Genomic DNA, 18,568 nt, shown 5'->3' with positions numbered 1-18,568 from the left:
GAGATGACCCCCAACCCGATGATGGGCGTGTTGTACCACTGGCTGGGCGGCCTCGCTTCGGCAAGCTTCTATGTGCCGTATCGCGGCGTGAAGAGATGGTCGTGGGAGATTTACTGGCTGACTGGCGGGATTTTCTCGTGGCTGATCGCGCCGTGGTTCTTCGCGAGCATCCAGACCGAGGATCTGCTGGGCGTGCTGGGGCAAGCGGAAACGGGTACGATCGTGTGGCCGATCATATTCGGGATGCTGTGGGGCTTTGGCGGCCTGACCTATGGCCTGACGATGCGATACCTCGGCCTGTCGCTGGGCATGGCGGTGGTGCTGGGCCTGTGCACCGTGTTCGGGACGCTGATCCCGCCGGTGTTCCAGGGCGATTTCTCGGCCAAGCTGCTCGAGACCACCACGGGCAACATCACCCTGCTGGGGCTGGCGATCACGCTGGCGGGCATTGTGGTGGTGGCGATGGCGGGCGCGAAGAAAGACGCGGCGCTGACCAGCGACCAGAAGGCGGCGGCGGTCGCCGAGTTCGATTTCCGCAAGGGCATCTGGGTCGCGGTGTTCAGCGGCATCATGTCGTCCTGCTTCGCCTTTGGCCTCGCTGCGGGCGAGCCGATCAAGGCGCTGAGCGCGGCGGCGGGTACGGGGCCGTTATGGACCGGGCTGCCGGTGCTGTGCCTCGTCATGTTCGGCGGGCTGCTGACCAACGCAGTGTGGTGCGCCTGGCTGATCCTGACCAATCGCAGCGGATCGCAATGGTTCGGCGGCGGGAGTGCCGTGGGCGCGCCGCTGGCGATGAACTTCCTGCTGTGCGCGATCGCGGGCACGGCGTGGTATTTCCAGTTCTTCTTCTACACCATGGGCGAGAGCCAGATGGGCGAGTTCGGCTATTCCAGCTGGACGCTGCACATGGCGAGCATCATCATTTTCGGCACGATCTGGGGCTTTGCCTTCCGTGAGTGGAAGGACGCCGCGACGCGGGTGAAGATGACCGTGTGGGGCGGCGTGGGCCTGCTGGTGTTCGCCACGGTGGTGATCGGATATGGCAACTGGCTGGGGTCGGCGGCGTGAGGCTGGCGCTTGCCGCACTGGCGCTGAGCGTCGCTGCGCCGGCGATGGCGCAGCAGACGAATTTCACCAATCCGATCCTGTACGCCGATTACTCGGACCCCGACATGATCCGGGTGGGCAGCGACTATTATATGGTCGCGTCCAGCTTTCATCTGTCGCCGGGCATTCCGATCCTGAAGTCGCGCGATCTGGTCCATTGGACCATCATCGGCCATGTGCTGCCCAAGCTGCCGTTCGATCCGCTGTATGACATGCCGGGTCCGCATACGCTGAACGACACGATCTCGAAGCCGATCGGCGGGACCAAATACGCCAGCGGCGTGTGGGCGCCGAGCATCCGCCATCACGACGGCAAGTTCTGGGTTTACTGGGCGACGCCGGACGAAGGCATCTTCATGTCCACCGCGACCGATCCGGCGGGGACATGGACCGCGCCCGTTGCGGTCAAGCCGGTGGCGGGGCTGGAAGATCCCTGCCCCTTCTGGGACGAAGATGGCCGCGCCTGGCTGGTGCATGGCAAGGTGGGCGCGGGGCCGCTGATCCTGCACGAGATGTCGCCCGACGGAACGCGGCTGCTCGACGAAGGCAAGCTGATCGCCGAGGACAAGATCAACCTGCCGGTGCTGGAAGGGCCGAAATTCTACAAGCGGAACGGCTGGTACTATATCTTCGCGCCGATCGGCGGCGTGGGCACCGGGCCGCAGGTCGCGGGCCGTGCGCGCAAGATCACCGGGCCGTATGAATGGCGCGTGGTGCTGGAGCCGGGCACGACGCCGGTGCAGGGGCCCCACCAAGGGGGTTGGGTCGAGACGCCGAGTGGCGAAGGCTGGTTCGCGCATTTCAACTCGACCGGCGCGTTCGGGCGGATCGTGCATCTCCAGCCGGTGAAGTGGGTGGACGACTGGCCGGTGATGGGCGCGCCGATCCCCGACAAGAGTTCGGGCCAGCCGGGTGCGAGCTGGCCGATGCCGGATACCGGCAGCGCGCCGACGAACGACCGGATTCAGGACTCCGACGAGTTCGCTGCGCCCAAGCTGGGCCTGCAATGGTCGTGGAACCATAACCCGGACGACAGCAAGTGGAGCCTGTCCGCGCGGCCGGGCTGGCTGCGGCTGGAGGCGGGGCAGGCCAACCAGATCGTCAATGCGCGCAACACGCTGACGCAGGTGCTTCAGGGGCCGCGGGCGAGCTTCACCACGCGGCTCGACCTGTCGAAGATGCAGGACGGGCAGCGCGCGGGGCTGACCCTGTTCGGGGTGCGCCCGGCATGGATCGGGGTGGTGCGCGAGGGCACCGTCAATCGCATGACTCTGTCGGTCGAAGGCGTGGAGACGGCGGGGCCGGTGGTGGCCGACAGCGTGATCCAGCTCCGCGCCGAAGTGAGCGAGGGCCAGTCGGTCCGCTATTCCTACAGCTTCGATGGGAAGCGTTTCGTGAGCATGGGCGATCCCGTCTGGCTGGCGCGCTTCTCGTGGTGGAAGGGCGCGCGCCCTTCGCTGTTCAGTTTCAATCGGAAGGGGGCAGGAGGATCGGTCGATTTCGACTGGTTCCGCGTCTCGCGTGAGGAGTTTTGAGATGATCGACCGCCGTTCGCTGATGCTCGCCGGTGGCGCGGGCGTGTTCCTGATGGGCGTGCCTGCCTTTGCCCGCACGCCCAATGCCGAGAACTGGGTCAATGTCCGCAACTTCGGCGCGAAGGGCGACGGCAAGACGATCGACAGCGGAGCGATCAACAAGGCGATCGATCATGCTGCGGCGCGGGGCGGTGGGACGGTGTTCTTTCCGGCGGGCACCTATGCGAGCTACACGATCCGGCTGAAGAGCAAGGTCACGCTGTATATCGACAATGGCGCGACGATCCTTGCCGCCCCTTCGCCCGAGGACGGCAAGGGCGGCTACGATCTCGCCGAGCCGATGGACCCGGTGATCGCGACCTATCAGGATTTCGGGCACAGCCACTGGAAGAACAGCCTGATCTGGGGCGAGAACCTGCACGATATCGCCATCACCGGCCACGGCCTGATCTGGGGCAAGGGGCTGGGCCGGGGCGACGGCAAGGACAACTGGCTGAAGGACCCGAACGGTCCGGGCACCGGCAACAAGGCGATCGCGCTGAAGAATTGCCGCAACGTGATCCTGAGCGATTTCCAGATGCTGGAAGGCGGCTGGTTCGCGCTGCTGGCGACCGGCGTCGACAATATGATCATCGACAATCTGCTGGTCGACACCAACCGCGACGGCTTCGACATCGATTGCTGCAAGAATGTCCGCGTCAGCAACTGCACGGTCAATTCGCCCTATGACGATGCGATTTGCCCCAAGAGCAGCTTCGCGCTGGGCTATGCGCGGGTGACCGAGAACATCACCATCGCCAACTGCACCGTGCTGGGCAATTACCAGGTCGGTTCGGTGCTGGACGGCACGTGGAAGAAGATGCCGCCGGAGTTCGCCCCGACGATCCACGGGCGGATCAAGTTCGGGACCGAGACCAATGGCGGGTTCAAGAACATCACGATCACCAACTGCACCTTCGAGGACAGCCGCGGGCTGGCGTTCCAGACGGTGGATGGCGGGATCGTCGAGGACATTACCGTTTCCAACCTGACGATGCGCGGGATCATCAATGCGCCGATCTTCATGCGCCTGGGCAAGCGGATGCGCGGGCCCAAGGGCGTGCCGATCGGGAGCATGAAGCGCATCCTGATCCAGAACGTGGTCAGCTCGGGCGCGAACATGCTGCCTTCGGTGCTGGCGGGCCTGACCGAGCGCCCGATCGAGGATGTGAAGTTCGACAATCTGCTGATGCACCATGTCGGCGGCGCGCCCGCGGCGATGGCGGGGCTGATGCCGCCGGAGAACGAGCTGGGCTATCCGGAAGCGCCGATGTTCGGTGATCTGCCCGCGAGCGGATTCTTCATGCGGCATATGCGAAACGTCGAGATGAGCAATGTCGAGATCCGCACCGCCGCGCCCGATCCGCGTCCGGCCTTCTGGCTTCAGGACGTGATCGGGGCCGACTTCTTCCGCACGCGGACCCCGGCGGGGGCGCCGCGCTTCTCGCTGAACGATGTGGGCAATTTCCGAAGCTTCGGAGCGCAGGGGCGGCCGGACGCGGCGTTCGAGAAGGCGGTGAAGGAGCTGGTGGCGTGATCGGCCGTCGCGAAGCGCTGGCGATGCTGGGGGCGGCGGCGCTGCCGTTCCCGGCATGGGCCAGCGAGGCGCTGGGGCCGGGGCTGGACACACTGGCGCGGCGCAAGGGGCTGCGCTTCGGCGCGGCGATCACCGACGGGCCCGAAGGGTCGGCGCGCGATGCGCTGAACGATCCCGCCTACCGCGCGGTGATGGCCTATGAATGCGGCGTACTGGTGCCGACCAACGAGCTGAAATGGTCGGTGATCCGTGCCGAGGGGCCGCAGGACTGGAAGTTCGAGCGGGCCGACCGGATCATCGACTTCGCCGAGGCCAATGCGATGGGGGTGCGCGGGCATACGCTGCTGTGGACGCACCCCGACTATACGTCGAAATGGCTGAAGGAATATGATTTCGGGTCGCAGCCGCGAAAGGCTGCCGAAGCGATGCTGGTCGAGCATATAAGGAAGGTTTGCGCGCGTTATCGCGGGCGGATCGACAGCTGGGACGTGATCAACGAAGGCATCGACCACAAGACGAGCCAGTTGCGCGGCAACCCGATAGGCAATGCGATCGGGCTTCAGGAAACGATGGACCTGGCGTTCCACACCGCCAAGGCCGAAGCGCCGGGCGTCGAGCTGGTCTATAACGATTATATGAGCTGGTCGCGCGGCGACGAGGGGCATCGCGTGGCGGTGCTCAAGCTGCTCGAAGGGTTCCGCAAGCGCGGGGTGCCGGTCGATGCGCTGGGGATCCAGAGCCATATCGGCGATCCGCACAGCGACAAGGAATCGGCGTTCGGCGTGTATGACGAGAAGGGGTGGCGCCGCTTCCTCGATGACGTGACGGGCATGGGCTACAAGCTGCACGTCACCGAACTGGACGTGGGCGACAAGAAGCTGGCGGCGGATATCCCGTCGCGCGACCGGGCCTGTGCCGATCTGGCCAAGGCGTGGCTCGACATCCTGTGCAGCTACCCGGCGCTGGGGGATATCCTGTTCTGGTGCATCGTCGACAAATATAGCTGGCTGCGCGGGCTGACCCCGCGTGCGGATGGCGAGCTGAAGCGGCCGCTGCCGTATGACGACGATTACAAGCCCAAGCCGATGCGCGAGGCTGTGGCAGCCGCGCTCAGGGCTGCGCCGGTTCGTTAAGAGGCATCGCGGTACCGGCCCGCACCCCCACCCGACCGCCCATAGAATACGCTGTCGTTGGGCGGTCGGGTGGGGGTGCGGGCCGGTACCGCATCCACGCAGTGGATCAGCTCAGGCCTGTTGCTCGAGCCTGCGTGCGATCAGCGCGCAGGCGATCAGCTGGATCTGGTGGAACAGCATCACCGGCAGGATGATCATGCCGATCTGTTCGGGAGCGAAGAGCACGCCCGCGATCGGCACGCCCGAGGCGAGGCTCTTCTTCGAGCCGCAGAAGAGCAGGACCACCGAATCCTCGCGCGGGAAGCGCAGCGCCTTTGCCGCGCCCCATGTTACGGCGAGGACGATCGCGAGCAGGACGCAGCAGACCAAAGTGAGCAAGGCGAGATCGGCGGCGGAAACCTTGCTCCACAGACCCGCGACCACCGCTGCGCCGAACGCGGTATAGACGACGAGCAGGATCGAGCCGCGATCGACGAAGGTCACCAGCTGCTTGTGGCGGGCGACCCAGTTACCGATCAGCGGGCGCAGCAAATGCCCCGCGACGAAGGGCAGCAGCAGCTGGAGCATGATCTTCTCGACCGAGCTGAGCGAGATCGCGGCCATGCCGCCGCTGCCCGACATCAGCAGCGCGACGAGCGCGGGCGTGAGGAAGATGCCGATCAGGTTGGAGAAGGAGGCGCTGCACACCGCCGCCGCGACATTGCCGCGCGCCATCGCGGTGAAGGCGATCGAGGACTGGACCGTCGAGGGCAGAAGGGTGAGGAACAGCAGCCCGGCCATGATGCTGGCGTCGAGCAGCGGCAGCGCGGTGATGGCGAGGCCGAGCAGCGGGAACATCACATAGGTGGCGGCGAACACGGCGAGGTGCAGCCGCCAGTTGCGCATCCCAGCGACGATCGCTTCGCGCGACAGCTTCGCGCCGTGGAGGAAGAAGAGCAGGACGATGCCGGCATCGGCGGCGGCGTCGAATAGCGGGACGAAGGCGCCGCGCGGCGGCAGCAGCGACGCGACGACGACGGTGCCGATCAGCGTGAGGATGAAGGGTTCGAACAGCGAAAGTGCGCGGCGGATCATACCGGAGGCTTTCGGCGACGCGGCGAGCGGGGGCAAGGGTACGACTCGCGATTCGCTGCGCAGCATAAACAGCGGACGGCAAACGGTTCGTCGCCCTGAGGCAACGGTTCGTCGTGCATGATCTGCGATGAATCGTTCGAATTATCGCGAGATCAAGTGAGTGCAAGAAGCGAGTGTGCGTGGGTTTCGGGAAATTCAATTGAATCGGACGGATATGGTCCGAAATCATCGTCGAAAGTATCGGTATCGGATACTCGCCGCGATTTGCCTGTCGCTGTTCGCGGATAATTCTGCAGTATCGATGCGAAACATATCATAGCCTCATGGAAGTGCGGATTTGTTTAAGTAACGATAAAGATTAGATCGGTTAATTATCGCCATAATTCTTTGTAATATCGTGAAAAAATAATGGACTGTTCGAAAGACTCGTCCTAGATGAGTGCCACTCTCGAATAAACGGGTGCCACTTGAAACTTCCGGACATTGTGCTGGATCGCTCCGCGGTCCTGCTCCTCGGCGTATGCGCCGGGGCGGCGATAGGGTTGAGCTTTGCTGGTCATGCGGGTTCTGCGGAGCCGGCAGTAATGGCGCGCAGCTGTCCCGCGGTTTTAGCTGCGGGAAGTGCGACGGCGCCCGAAGTCGCGGGCGCGCGGCAGTGCGCGGCGCCGGCGCAGCAGCAATTGCGCAAGACGCTGGCGCAGGGGCGCCCGGTGCGGATCGCGGTGTTCGGCGACAGCTATGGCGACGGGGTGTGGTCCGGCTTGCAGCGGCAATTGCCGAAACAGGGCTATGAAGTGCTGAAGTACAGCGAAGTCGCGACGGGCTTTACGCGGTACAAGAGGCTCAATCTCGAGACGCGCGCCAGCGAGCGGCTGGGTGGCGAGCCGATCGACATCGCGGTGATCTCGTTCGGCGCGAACGATGCGCAGGGGATCATCACCGACAAGGGCGAATATGCGCCGCTGATGAGCCCCAAATGGCAGGCGCAGATCGGCGAGCGGCTGGACCGCTATGTCGCGATGCTGCGGCGGCACAATGCGATGGTCTATTGGGTCGGGCTGCCGCGGATGCGCGATGGCGCGCTGGACCGCGACATCGGCGCGATCAACGATTTCTACGCGGCGCGGATGGCGAAGCTGGAAGTGCCCTTCATCGACACGCGACCCATCGCGTCGGACGGGAAGGGGCAATATTCGGCCTATCTCGCCGATCCGAAGACCGGCAAGCGGACGCTGATCCGCGAAGGCGACGGCATCCATATGTCGATGACCGGCTATGTGTGGATCACGCGAAGCCTGAGCGAGCGGATCCGTAACTATGTCGAAGCCACGCGCGCGGCGGGGACGGGCAAGTGAAGGCGATCGCGCTGGCGCTGGCGATGCTGACGCCAGGCGTCGCGCCGGCGGCGCCGTGCGACGGGCCGGTCTGCAATTTCGAGACGCTGGGGCCGTGGGCCGATCGCATGTCGGGGGCGAGCGAGCCGGGAAGACCGCCGGTGCATATCCTCCAGGTCGGCGACAGCCATACCGCGGGCGATGCGGTGACCGGCGCGTGGCGCGGCATGGTTCAGGGTCAGTTCGGCGGCGGCGGGCGCGGGGTGCTGCCGCCCGGGCGCCCCTATGCGGGCTATCAGACGCGCGGGGTGAGCGTGAGCATGTCGCCCGGCTGGCGGATCGATTCGACCTTCGGCAAGGGCGCGCGGCTCATCAATCCGCTGATCGGCATGTCGGGATTCGCGCTGACATCGACCGCGCCGGGGCAGCGCATGGCGTTGAAGGCCGATACGCCCGAAATGGCGTTCGACCGGGTCGTGCTGTGCGCCTTTGCCGGCATGTACGCGAAATCGGTGACGGTGCGCACCGATGCGGGCGAGCAGGCGATCGACCTGACCTCCGACATCGCCGAGCCGCGCTGCGCGACGCTGCATTTCGATACGCTGCAGATGCAGGTCGAGCTGATCGCCGATGCCGGGCCGGTGACGATCACCAGCTGGGCGACCTTCCGCGACAATGGCGGGGTGGCGGTTTCCAATCTGGGGATCGTCGGATCGCAATTGCTGCACTTCTCCCGGACCGACGACGCGGTGCTGCGCGAGGAGATGCGCGCCTATGCGCCCGACCTGATCGTGCTCGCCTTCGGCACCAACGAGGGGTTCGGGCCGCGGATCGATGCCGTGGCCTATGAAGCGGTGCTGCGCGGGCAGATCGAGCGGCTGCGGACGCTGGCGCCCGGCGTGCCGATCCTGTTGCTGGGGCCGCCCGACGCGCTGAGCCGCAACGCGGCGCTGCGCGGGCCGGGTGCCGTCGAGTGCGGCGACGGGCTGTTCACCCCCGCAGGACTTGATCAGGTGCGGCGCGTCCAGCGCAAGGTGGCGAGCGAGATGGCGGTCGCGTGGTGGGACTGGCAGGCGCGGATGGGCGGCATCTGTTCGGCGCGGAGCTGGGTGACGCAAGCGCCGGTGCGGATGCGCGGCGACTATGTTCATTTCAACGCGACCGGCGGCGAGGACATCGCGGTCCAGCTCCTCTCCGACATCTCCGAAACCCTGTTCGAAAAGCGTTCGTAAGATGCTGTTCCCCACGCTGACCTTCGGCCTGTTCTTCCTCGTCGTGTTCGCGGCGAGCTGGTCCACCTGGTCGAACGACTGGCGCAAGATCGTGCTGCTGCTGGCGAGTTGGGTCTTTTACGGCGCGTGGGACTGGCGGTTCGTGCCGCTGCTGATCGTATCGGCGGTGATCAACTGGGGCGCGGCGGCGCTGATCGCGCGGAGCGACGATGCGCGGCGGCGCAAGGCGCTGCTGACCGGGGCGATCGTCGTCAATCTCGCGACGCTCGGCTTCTTCAAATATTTCGACTTCCTCGCCGATCAGGCGGGGAGCCTGCTCTCGCTGGTGGGGATCGAAGGCGATCCCGCGCTGATCCAGGTGATCCTGCCGGTGGGCGTATCCTTCTTCACCTTTCAGGGGATCAGCTACGCGGTCGACGTGTTCAAGCGGACCACGCGGCCGGCGAGCCTGCTCGACATTTTGCTGCTGATGGCGTTCTTCCCGCACCTCGTCGCGGGACCGATCGTGCGCGCGTCGGATCTGGTGCCGCAGTTCAGCCAAGCCCCCAAGCTCAATCGCGGCATGGTGTCGATGGGGCTGCTGCTGATCGTGTGGGGCCTGTTCAAGAAAGCGGTGATCGCGTCGGAGCTGTCGACCAGGTTCGTCGATCCGGTGTTCGCCTCTCCGTGGATGCATTCGCAGACCGATCTGATCCTCGCCGCCTATGCCTATGCGGTGCAGATCTATTGCGACTTCTCCGCCTATTCGGACATGGCGATAGGGATCGCGGCGCTGCTCGGCTATCGCTTCCCGCGCAATTTCGACCAGCCTTACCGATCGGCGTCGCTGCAGGAATTCTGGCGGCGCTGGCATATCAGCCTGTCCCGCTGGCTGCGCGACTATCTGTATATCGGCGCGCTGGGTGGCAATCGCGGAGGCAGGTTCGCGGTCTATCGCAATCTGATGATCACGATGCTGCTCGGCGGGCTGTGGCACGGCGCGGCGTGGACCTTCGTGATCTGGGGCGGGCTGCATGGCGCGGCGCTGTGCATCGAGCGGGTCTGGGCGCGGTCGAGCCTGACCAAGGCATGGGTGCTGCCGCGCTGGGCGAAGATCGTGCTGACCTTCCATGTCGTGACGCTGGGCTGGATCTTCTTCCGTGCGGCGAGCTTCGACGAAGCGATGGCCTATCTGGGCGGGATCGTTGCGCCTTCGGGCGGGGAGATGACCAGCGTGACGCCGCTGATGCTCGCGCTGATCGTCTTCGGCCTCGCGATGCACGCGGTGCGCGCGGACATGCTGAGCCGCGCCGCCGAACGGTTGCGCGCCATCCCCGCGCCCGCCTTCGCCATCTGCCTCGCGGTGACGATGCTGGTGGTCGATTCGATGCGGTACGAGGGCGTGGCCCCGTTCATCTATTTCCGGTTCTGAGGAGCAAATCCGTGTTCGAGCGCGTGCGCGACAGTTATGAGTTTCCGACCGATCTGGCCGAGGATGCGGGCGACGAAAGCGGCACGGCGGCATTGCGCTGGACCGCGAGCGTGGTGGCGCTGACCGCCGCGCTGCTGGCGCTGTTCAACGCGCAGTCGATCCGGGGCTGGGCCGAGGAGCTGCCGCCGGGGCCGGGGACGATTCGCGTCGTCGCTGTAGCCGAGGCATGGGACGATACGACCCGCGCGCTGGGTCTCGGGGCGGGGCATGCGCGTATGCGCAAGGCGTGGAAGCGTGTCGAAAGCGCACGCTGGACACCGCAGCCTGCGGTTGTCGAGGAAGCCCGGCGATAGCATTCAATCCGGTGCTATCTCCCTGAGTTGGGTATTATTTCGCAACGCACCAAGAGTTTGATGTCATTCCATTTCGTGCAGCTTCGCGCTGTACGATGCTCTCTTGCATGCTCGAAATGGTAGTTCGGTATTGCAAAGCCCAATGTGACTTGTATAACCGAACCTACAAGAAAAACACGGGAGGGTTGGATGCTGGGAACGCGTATGGCGAGCGTTGCGCTCGCAATGTGCCTGATGGCCTATGGGACTGCCGCGCAGGCGCAGGACGCCGCAGCCGACGAGACGGGCTACACCGGCGTCGATGAAATCGTCGTTACCGCGCAGAAGCGCGTCCAGGGCCTGGCCGACGTGCCGATCTCGATCAGCGTGGTGAGCGGCGAGCAGCTCGAGCGTTCGGGCGTGTCGCGGGTCGAGGACCTTTACGCCATCGCGCCGTCGCTGTCCTTTTCGCCTGCCCAATCTTCCTCCGGCGCGGGCCTGCGCATTCGCGGCGTCGGCAGCGCGGCCTTCGGCTCGGCGACCGAGCCGAGCGTCTCGACCATTGTCGACGGCATGGTGACCGGTCCGGGCGGGTCGGCGCTGGTCGACCTGTTCGACGTCGAGCGGATCGAAGTGCTGCGCGGGCCGCAGGGCACGCTGTTCGGCAAGAATTCGTCGGCAGGTGCGGTGAACATCGTCAGCCGGGGGCCGACCGAGGAACTCTCGGGCTATTTCAACGCACGCTATGGCGACACGCTGCAGGAAGTGCGCCTCGAAGGCGCGGTTGGCGGCCGGATCGGCAATGGCGCGAAGGTGCGTGTGGCCGGCTATGTGCTCGATCAGGGCAAGGGGCAGGTGTGGAACCCGGTCCGCAAGACCGACGAGAACAAGCGCAAGCGCTGGGGCACCCGCCTGACCGGCGAGTTCGAGAGCGGCAGCACCACGTTCCGTCTGACCGCGCAATATGAAGAGCAGAACAACGCCTGCTGTCGCACTTCGTTCTACGGGCTGGACCCGCGTGCCTATGGTGCGCTGACCCGGCTGTATCTGATCCCGCGGCTCGCTGCGAACGGCGTGACGCCGGGGCCGGACAACCGCATCTCGCTGGCCGATGGCCCGCTGAACGAGCGGACGACGACGCTCCAGCTGGTCGCCAATGTCAGCCACGAGTTCAGCAGCGGGCTGACGCTGCGCTCGATCACCGGTTATCGTAGCTGGTACGAAGTCGACACGATCGACGTGGACGGGCTTGACGTGAACATCGGCAACGATCCGCGCCAGCAGCGCGACTTGCAGGTGGTGAGTCAGGAACTCCAGCTGGTCTCGCCCGATCGCGGCGCGTTCCAATGGGTGCTGGGCGCCTATTTCTACAGCCATGTGCTCAAGGGCAACACGGTGACCGCCGGTGGCGCGGGCACCATCCTGGGCCAGAGTTCGACGCGCGGTATCGGCCGGACCAAGACCAGCAACTATGCGCTCTATGCCGACGGCACGCTGGATCTGGGCAGCATGTTCCAGCTCTTCGCCGGGGTGCGCGGGCTGTATGAAGACCTCAAGGTCGACAGCTATCGCAGCGGCAATTACTTCGCTTTCCCGGCAGGGACGTTCCAGGGTTCGATCGCGACCGACGACACCAACTGGGTCGGCCGCGCGGGCATCCGCTTCACGCCGGCGCCGCGTCAGAGCTTCTATCTGTCGGTCTCGCGCGGCTATAAAGGCCGGGCGATCGACAACAACACCGGCAATCTGTTCTATGTGAACCCGGCGCGCGCGGTGCTGAAGCCCGAGACGGTGCTGTCGTTCGAACTGGGTGCGCGCACCAGCTGGTTCCGCAACCGGCTCGTGTTCAATGCCACCGCATTCTACAGCGACTTCAGCAACTATCAGGCGTCGTCGTTCGACAATGTCACCTCGTCGCAGATTCTGCGCAACGCGGGCAAGCTGCGCAGTCAGGGCTTCGAGGCGGACATCGCCGTCGTGCCGTGGAAGGGCGCCAGCTTCTCGGGCGGGCTCGCTTATGTCGATGCGATCTACAAGGAATATGTCGGCGCGCCATGCACCAGCGTGCAGACCGCGACTGCGACGTGCCCGGTCGGCGGGCAGAACCTGTCGGGCAAGCCGCTGAGCAACAATCCCAAATGGCAGTATAATGTGCGCGGCCAGCAGGATTTCGAGCTGGGCGGCGGCACCAATGTCTATGTGCGCGGCGAATATAACTGGCGCGACGCGGTGATCTATGGCGGCGACCTGAACCCCGCGACGCGGCAAAAGGCGTTCGGCGTGGCGAACTTCCGTGCGGGCGTGGCCTTCGCCGAGGGCAAGTACGAGCTGTCCGGGTTTGTCGAGAATGCGTTCGACGAAAGCTATGCGCTGCGTATCTATGACTCGCCGGGCTTCACCGGGTCCTATTCGGCGTTCTTCGGGCCGGCGCGGACCTGGGGCGGCGAACTGCGCGTGAAGTTCTGAGCGGAGAGGCTGACATGCTGGACAAGGATCTTGCGATGACCCGGCGGACGTTACTCGGGGCGACGGCGGCGGCGGGTGTCGCCGCCGCCGGTCCGGCGCTGGGCGCCGTTGCCGAACGCCCGAGCCGGGTGCGGCACTATGTGCTGGCGACGCACGACATGAACTTCGTGTGCGACCAGATCTACGAAGTGCTGGGCCTGCCCGCGACGCCGAAGAAGGAAGGGCCGGGCGTTACCGAGAAATACGGTTTCTACAGCACGATGATGCGCGTCGGTACGACGATGATCGAAGTCGTGCAGCCGGTGAAGCCCGACCATCACCTCGGCAAATGGTTCGAGGAGCGGGGCGGCGACGGCGGCTATATGGTCGTGATGCAGACCTATGACGCCGATGCGCTGAAGGCGCGGGCGGCGGCCGAACAGCTGAAACTGACCCGCGACATGCCGTTCATGGGCCAGCACATGATCCAGTTCGACTACAAGCATTTCGGGACGCATTTCGAGCTCTACAAATATACCCCCGAGGAGAATTGGTGGGGCAACCCGCTGACCGGGCCGTATTCGGATGCGCGCGTGGTTTCCGACATTATCGGGTGCGAAGTGGCGGTGGAGAATCCCTCAGCGATCGCGGCGCAGGCGGCGCGGCTGTTCCTCGGTAAGCAGGACGGGAATACCGTCCACTTCACCGATCGCACCGTCAGCTTCGTCGAGTCCAAGGGCCAGTGGCGCGGGCTGACCGCGCTGGACCTCAAGGCGCGCGAACCGGCGCGGGTGGGCGACTGGGCGCGCATCTGCGGCGTCAAGTTCCGGATGGTTTGAGGGGCATGAGCATGAGCGAGAAACCTCACGTCATCCGCCATTATGTGCTGGCCAGCCCGGACATCGATGCAGTGTCGGCGCAGATCCAGTCGTTCCTGAAGATCCCGCAAGGGCATCGCCACGATATGGGCGCGATCCTGGGCTTCCGGAACGAGATGATGATGATCGGCCAGACCATGTTCGAGCTGGTCCAGCCGGTGAAGCCCGACCATCGCCTGCATCGCTGGTTCGCCGAACATGGCGGCGAGGGCGGATACATGATCGTGTTGCAGACCTTCGATGCCGAGGCATTTCGCGAGCGTTCGGCGGCGGAGAAGCTCCGCCTGACCCGCGACATGCAGTTTCGCGGGCAGGATATGATCCAGTTCGATCCCAAGCGCTTCGGCACCCATTTCGAGACCTATCAATATTCGCTGCCCAATGGCTGGTGGGGCGATCCGGTGGGGCGGAAATACGAGAAGAGCGAAGTCGCGTCGGAGATCGTCGCGGCCGAAGTCTCGGTCGACGCGGCGCCGCCGGCCGAGATCGCGGCGCAGGTCGGGCGGCTGTTCCTCTCGCCGGTGAAGGGCAGCGACGTGACCTTCGTCGACAAGACGGTGCGCTTCCGCCGGGCGAGCGGGAAGACCGGGCTGACCGCGCTGGACTTCAAGGCGATCGACCGCAAGGCTGCCGGCAACAAGGCCAGCATCGGCGGGATGGAGTTCCGGCTGGTCTGAGCCGGGTGCAGGTTGGAGTGCGGCGATGGTCTATGTGCTTGGCGGCTGGCAGAGCGATTTCTCGCGCAACTGGGCGCGCGATGGGATGGAAATCGCCGACGGCTTTGCCGAGACGCTGAACCAGGGCCTCGCCGCGACCCGGCTCGATCCGGCGGAGGTCGAGAGCGGCCATGTCGGGAACTTCGTCGGCGACCTGTTTGCGGGGCAGGGTCTGCTGGGCGGGTTTTTCGGGCTGGCCGATCCGGCATTCGACGGGCTGCCGACGTCGCGGCACGAAGCGGCATGCGCTTCGGGCAGCGTGGCGATCCTGGCGGCGATGGCCGAGATCGAGGCGGGGCGGTACGATCTGTCGTGCGTGATCGGCCTCGAGCTGATGCGCAACGTGCCCGGCCAGATTGCTGCGCAGCATCTGGGTGCCGCGGCATGGGCCGGGCATGAATATGGCGATGCGCGTTACGTGTGGCCGCGCGCCCTTTCCGACGTGGCCGAGGAATATGACCGGCGCTACGGCGTGAAGTACGAGCATCTGATGCGCATCTCGCAGGTCAATTTCGGCAATGCGAAGCGCAATCCGAACGCCCAGTCGCGGGGATGGGAGTTTCCCGAGAACGCCTTCACGCAGGATGACGAGCTCAACCCGGTGATCGAGGGCCGCACGCGCAAGATGGATTGCGGGCAGGTGACCGACGGGGCGGCGGTGGTGTTCCTCGCTTCGCCGAAGCGTGCCGCCGAATATGCGGCGAAGCGGGGGATCGCGCTGGAGAGCCTGCCGCGGATCAGCGGCTGGGGGCATCGCTCCGCGCCGATTTCGTACCGGCAGAAGATCGCGGCGAGCGAAGGCGCGGACTATGTCTTTCCGCAGGTGCGCCGGGCGATTCTCGAAGCGCGCGAGCGGGCCGGCGTGAGCGATCTGTCGCAGATCGATGCGGTCGAGACGCATGATTGCTTTGCGATGACCGAATATATGGCGATCGACCATCTGGGACTGACCGCGCCGGGCGAAAGCTGGAAGGCGGTTGAAGCCGGCGATATCGAGATCGGCGGCAAGCTGCCGATCAACCCATCGGGCGGGCTGATCGGCCTCGGGCATCCGGTGGGCGCGACCGGGGTGCGTATGGCGCTGGACGCGTACAAGCAGGTGAGCGGTCAGGCGGGCGACTATCAGGTCGAGGGGGCGAAGACCGTGCAGACGCTGAACATCGGCGGATCGACCACCACCACGGTCAGCCTGATCGTGACGAGCGAAGCGGCATGAGCGACGCCGCGCCGTTTCGCGAAGCCGAGTTCCTGCCCGTCGACCTCGACGTGCAGCGCGATGGCGACGGCACGATCCGGCTGAAGTCGCGCGTGCCGCTGGAGGTGGGCGACGCGAACCTGCCGCGCGCTATTGCCGCACGGGCACTGACGATGGGGGAAAAGAGCGCGGTCGCGTGGCGCGGAGCCGATGGGGAATGGGTCCATCTGCGCTACGACGTGCTGAAGCGCGAGATCGACGCGGCGACGCAGTGGCTGATCGACAATGTTCCGCGCGGACGGACGATGATCCTGATGGCCGGCAATGGCCGCGCGGCGGCGGTGCTGACCGTGGCCGCGTGGGGCGCGGGGGTTATCCTGTGCCCGGTGGGGCCGGCTTATGGCCTCGCGGGCGGCGAGTTGCTGCGGCTTCGGCACGTGTTCGCGAAGACCGATCCGGTGATCGTCTATGCCGATCCCCATCCGGCGCTGGCGGCGGCGGTGGAGGCGGTGGCCGGGCCGGACGTGACGATCCTTGCGCCGGATCCGTCGCTCTACACGCGCGAGGCGGTGGCGCTGGAGGATGTGCTGGCGACCGCGCCGACCGATGCGGTGGCGGCGTCGATCGAGGCGATCGATCCGGATGCGGTGGCATCCTACATGCTGACCTCGGGATCGACCGGGCTGCCCAAGCTGGTGGAGATTTCGCTGGCCAATTTCGCGGCGAACAGCGCGCAGGGGCTGATGTCGATTGGGCGGGCGGCGGGCTGGGGCGACATGATGCTCGACTGGCTGCCCTGGCACCATGCCGCGGGGGCGGGGCTGTTGCGTGCGACGCTGCTCAACGGCGGCACCATCTATGTCGATGGCGGCAAGCCGATGCCCGGGCTGTTCGAGGAAAGCCTGCGCAACATGCGCGAGATTCCCGTCGCGTACGTCAATAACGTGCCGCTGGGCTATGCGATGCTGGTCGATGCGATGGAGCAGGACCCGGTGCTGCGCGCGACCTATTTTTCGAAGCTGCGGCTGATGCTCTATGGCGGCGCGGGGCTGCCGCAGCATGTGCATGACCGGTTGCAGCAAATGGCGGTCGCGGAGACCGGGCACCGCATCCACATGACCACCGGATACGGCATGACCGAGAGCGTTTCGGGCTGCATGACGATCCATTTCCCGACCGACAAGGTGGGCATCGGCCTGCCCGCGCCGGGGCTGGAAGTGAAGCTGGTGCGGCATGACGACCGCTACGAAGTCCGCCTGCGCGGGCCGAATGTGATGCGCGGCTATCTGGACGAACCGGCGAAGACTGCCGAGGCGTTCGATGACGAAGGCTATTACCGGACCGGCGATCTGGCGGTGTTCCATGACGATGCACAGCCCGGAGCGGGGCTGGCGTTCGCGGGGCGGCTGGCGGAGGAGTTCAAGCTTTCCAACGGGACGTGGGTCTATGGCGGGCAGTTGCGCGAGGCGCTGCTGAAGGCGCTGGCGCCGCATGTCGCCGAACTGGTGTTGTGCGACGACAATCGCGACTATCTGGGCGTGCTGGCATGGGCCAAGCCCGATGCGCCGGACGATCTGCTCGATCTGGTGGCGGAGCAATTGCGCGTGTTCAATGCCGGGCAGCGCGGCGGATCGGCGACGGTGAAGCGTGTGGCGTTGTTCGACCGGCCGCCCAATCCGGGCGCGAACGAGATGTCGGACAAGGGCACGATCAACCGGCGCGCGGTGCTCGATAACCGGCCCGGCGATCTTGAGCGGCTCTATGCCGCCGAGCCGGGCGACGGGGTGCGCGCGGTTTGAGCTGGCTGGCGATCAATGCGCTGGTGCTGGTCGGGTTCTTTCTGGCGGCGTGGCTGATCTGTCTGAAGCTGCGCGACGTGACGCCGGTGGACAGCCTGTGGGCGTTCGGGATGGTGGTGCTGGCGGGTGCGAGCTTCTTGCAGACCGAGGGACTGCACGAGCGCAAGCTTGTGCTGCTCGGGCTGTGCGCGGCATGGGGGCTGCGGCTGGGCGGATACATGTTGTGGCGCTGGCGGACGCATGGGACCGACCGGCGATACGTGTCGATGCTGGGCAAGGCCGAGGCGCGGCGGGGCTGGGGCTTTGCGAAGGCGTCGCTGCTGCTGGTATTTGCGACGCAGATGCCGCTGCTGTTCCTCGTCGCGCTGCCGGTGCAACTGGGGCAGGCGGATGCCGCGCCGGGGCTGGGGCTGCTGGCGTGGATCGGCGCGGGGCTGGCGGTGTTCGGGATTGCTTTCGAGACGGTTGGCGATGCGCAGCTGGTGCGGTTCCGCCGCGATCCGGGAAATGCCGGGCAAGTGATGCAGTCGGGCCTGTGGCGCTACACGCGGCACCCCAATTATTTCGGCGATGCCTGTACGTGGTGGGGGCTGTATCTGATCGCGGCGGAGACGCCGACGGGCCTTTGGGCGCTGCCCGGGCCGCTGCTGCTGACCTGGACGCTGATGAAATGGAGCGGCGCGCCGACCGTCGAGGGGCGGATGCACAAGACGCGGCCGGGCTATGCGGATTATGTGCGGCGGACCTCGGGGTTCGTGCCGTGGGTGCCGAAGGGGTAGGGTTCTCCGGCCTTCGCCGGAG

The 18,568-nt window shown here is 65.7% G+C and carries 15 protein-coding genes; 14 read left to right on the top strand and 1 reads right to left on the bottom strand.

Going from position 1 to position 18,568, the window contains the following annotated elements; all coding sequences use genetic code 11:
* Window positions 1–3: 3 nt before the first annotated feature.
* The 4 genes from rhaT to HHL13_RS12850 are packed head-to-tail and all read left to right on the top strand — an operon-like array spanning window position 4 to window position 5,351.
* Window positions 4–1,068 carry an L-rhamnose/proton symporter RhaT gene (rhaT, locus tag HHL13_RS12865; protein WP_169556040.1) on the top strand — a complete coding sequence of 355 codons (1,065 nt, stop codon included), beginning with the start codon at window positions 4–6 and terminating at the stop codon, window positions 1,066–1,068.
* The gene (locus HHL13_RS12860; RefSeq protein WP_346775553.1) at window positions 1,065–2,642 is read left to right on the top strand and encodes a glycoside hydrolase 43 family protein; all 1,578 of its coding nucleotides are present in this window, start codon (window positions 1,065–1,067) and stop codon (window positions 2,640–2,642) included. Before rhaT ends, HHL13_RS12860 begins: the two co-directional genes overlap by 4 nt.
* 1 nt (window position 2,643) lies before the next feature.
* Window positions 2,644–4,218: a glycoside hydrolase family 28 protein gene (locus HHL13_RS12855; protein WP_169556039.1), complete on the top strand. Its 1,575-nt coding sequence runs from the start codon at window positions 2,644–2,646 to the stop codon at window positions 4,216–4,218.
* Window positions 4,215–5,351: an endo-1,4-beta-xylanase gene (locus HHL13_RS12850; protein WP_346775552.1), complete on the top strand. Its 1,137-nt coding sequence runs from the start codon at window positions 4,215–4,217 to the stop codon at window positions 5,349–5,351. The genes HHL13_RS12855 and HHL13_RS12850 overlap by 4 nt, the downstream gene beginning before the upstream one ends.
* Before the next feature lie 111 nt (window positions 5,352–5,462).
* On the opposite strand, the gene HHL13_RS12845 is transcribed toward HHL13_RS12850, so the two are convergent.
* A complete protein-coding gene (locus HHL13_RS12845; RefSeq protein ID WP_169556038.1) occupies window positions 5,463–6,425 on the bottom strand; it encodes a bile acid:sodium symporter family protein in 963 nt (320 codons plus the stop codon).
* Between the two features lie 584 nt (window positions 6,426–7,009).
* Between HHL13_RS12845 and HHL13_RS12840 the strand changes: the two genes are divergently transcribed.
* The 10 genes from HHL13_RS12840 to HHL13_RS12795 all read left to right on the top strand — a co-directional run bounded on the left by HHL13_RS12840 (window position 7,010) and on the right by HHL13_RS12795 (window position 18,546).
* Window positions 7,010–7,780 (top strand): DUF459 domain-containing protein, encoded by a 771-nt coding sequence (locus HHL13_RS12840; RefSeq protein ID WP_240953703.1) that lies wholly within the window; start codon window positions 7,010–7,012, stop codon window positions 7,778–7,780.
* The gene (locus HHL13_RS12835) at window positions 7,777–8,991 is read left to right on the top strand and encodes a GDSL-type esterase/lipase family protein (protein WP_346775551.1); all 1,215 of its coding nucleotides are present in this window, start codon (window positions 7,777–7,779) and stop codon (window positions 8,989–8,991) included. Before HHL13_RS12840 ends, HHL13_RS12835 begins: the two co-directional genes overlap by 4 nt.
* Window position 8,992: 1 nt before the next feature.
* Window positions 8,993–10,402, top strand: a complete 1,410-nt coding sequence (locus HHL13_RS12830; RefSeq protein ID WP_169556036.1) for an MBOAT family protein — start codon at window positions 8,993–8,995, stop codon at window positions 10,400–10,402.
* 11 nt (window positions 10,403–10,413) lie between these two features.
* Window positions 10,414–10,755 carry a hypothetical protein gene (locus tag HHL13_RS12825; protein WP_169556035.1) on the top strand — a complete coding sequence of 114 codons (342 nt, stop codon included), beginning with the start codon at window positions 10,414–10,416 and terminating at the stop codon, window positions 10,753–10,755.
* A 189-nt stretch (window positions 10,756–10,944) separates the two neighbouring features.
* The gene (locus HHL13_RS12820; RefSeq protein ID WP_169556034.1) at window positions 10,945–13,200 is read left to right on the top strand and encodes a TonB-dependent receptor; all 2,256 of its coding nucleotides are present in this window, start codon (window positions 10,945–10,947) and stop codon (window positions 13,198–13,200) included.
* Between the two features lie 14 nt (window positions 13,201–13,214).
* The gene (locus tag HHL13_RS12815; RefSeq protein WP_169556033.1) at window positions 13,215–14,018 is read left to right on the top strand and encodes a VOC family protein; all 804 of its coding nucleotides are present in this window, start codon (window positions 13,215–13,217) and stop codon (window positions 14,016–14,018) included.
* Window positions 14,019–14,029: 11 nt separating this feature from the next.
* Window positions 14,030–14,734 (top strand): VOC family protein, encoded by a 705-nt coding sequence (locus HHL13_RS12810; protein WP_169556032.1) that lies wholly within the window; start codon window positions 14,030–14,032, stop codon window positions 14,732–14,734.
* A 25-nt stretch (window positions 14,735–14,759) separates the two neighbouring features.
* Window positions 14,760–15,989: an acetyl-CoA acetyltransferase gene (locus HHL13_RS12805; protein ID WP_169556031.1), complete on the top strand. Its 1,230-nt coding sequence runs from the start codon at window positions 14,760–14,762 to the stop codon at window positions 15,987–15,989.
* Complete coding sequence (locus tag HHL13_RS12800; RefSeq protein WP_169556030.1) at window positions 15,986–17,767, top strand: AMP-binding protein; 1,782 nt, start codon at window positions 15,986–15,988, stop codon at window positions 17,765–17,767. The genes HHL13_RS12805 and HHL13_RS12800 overlap by 4 nt, the downstream gene beginning before the upstream one ends.
* A complete protein-coding gene (locus tag HHL13_RS12795) occupies window positions 17,764–18,546 on the top strand; it encodes a DUF1295 domain-containing protein (RefSeq protein WP_169556029.1) in 783 nt (260 codons plus the stop codon). Before HHL13_RS12800 ends, HHL13_RS12795 begins: the two co-directional genes overlap by 4 nt.
* Window positions 18,547–18,568: the final 22 nt, after the last annotated feature.

Source organism: Sphingomonas sp. G-3-2-10, assembly GCF_012927115.1.
GTDB lineage: Bacteria > Pseudomonadota > Alphaproteobacteria > Sphingomonadales > Sphingomonadaceae > Sphingomonas.
The sequence above is the reverse complement of the archived record's forward strand: the minus strand, read 5'-3'. Positions and strand labels throughout refer to the sequence as shown.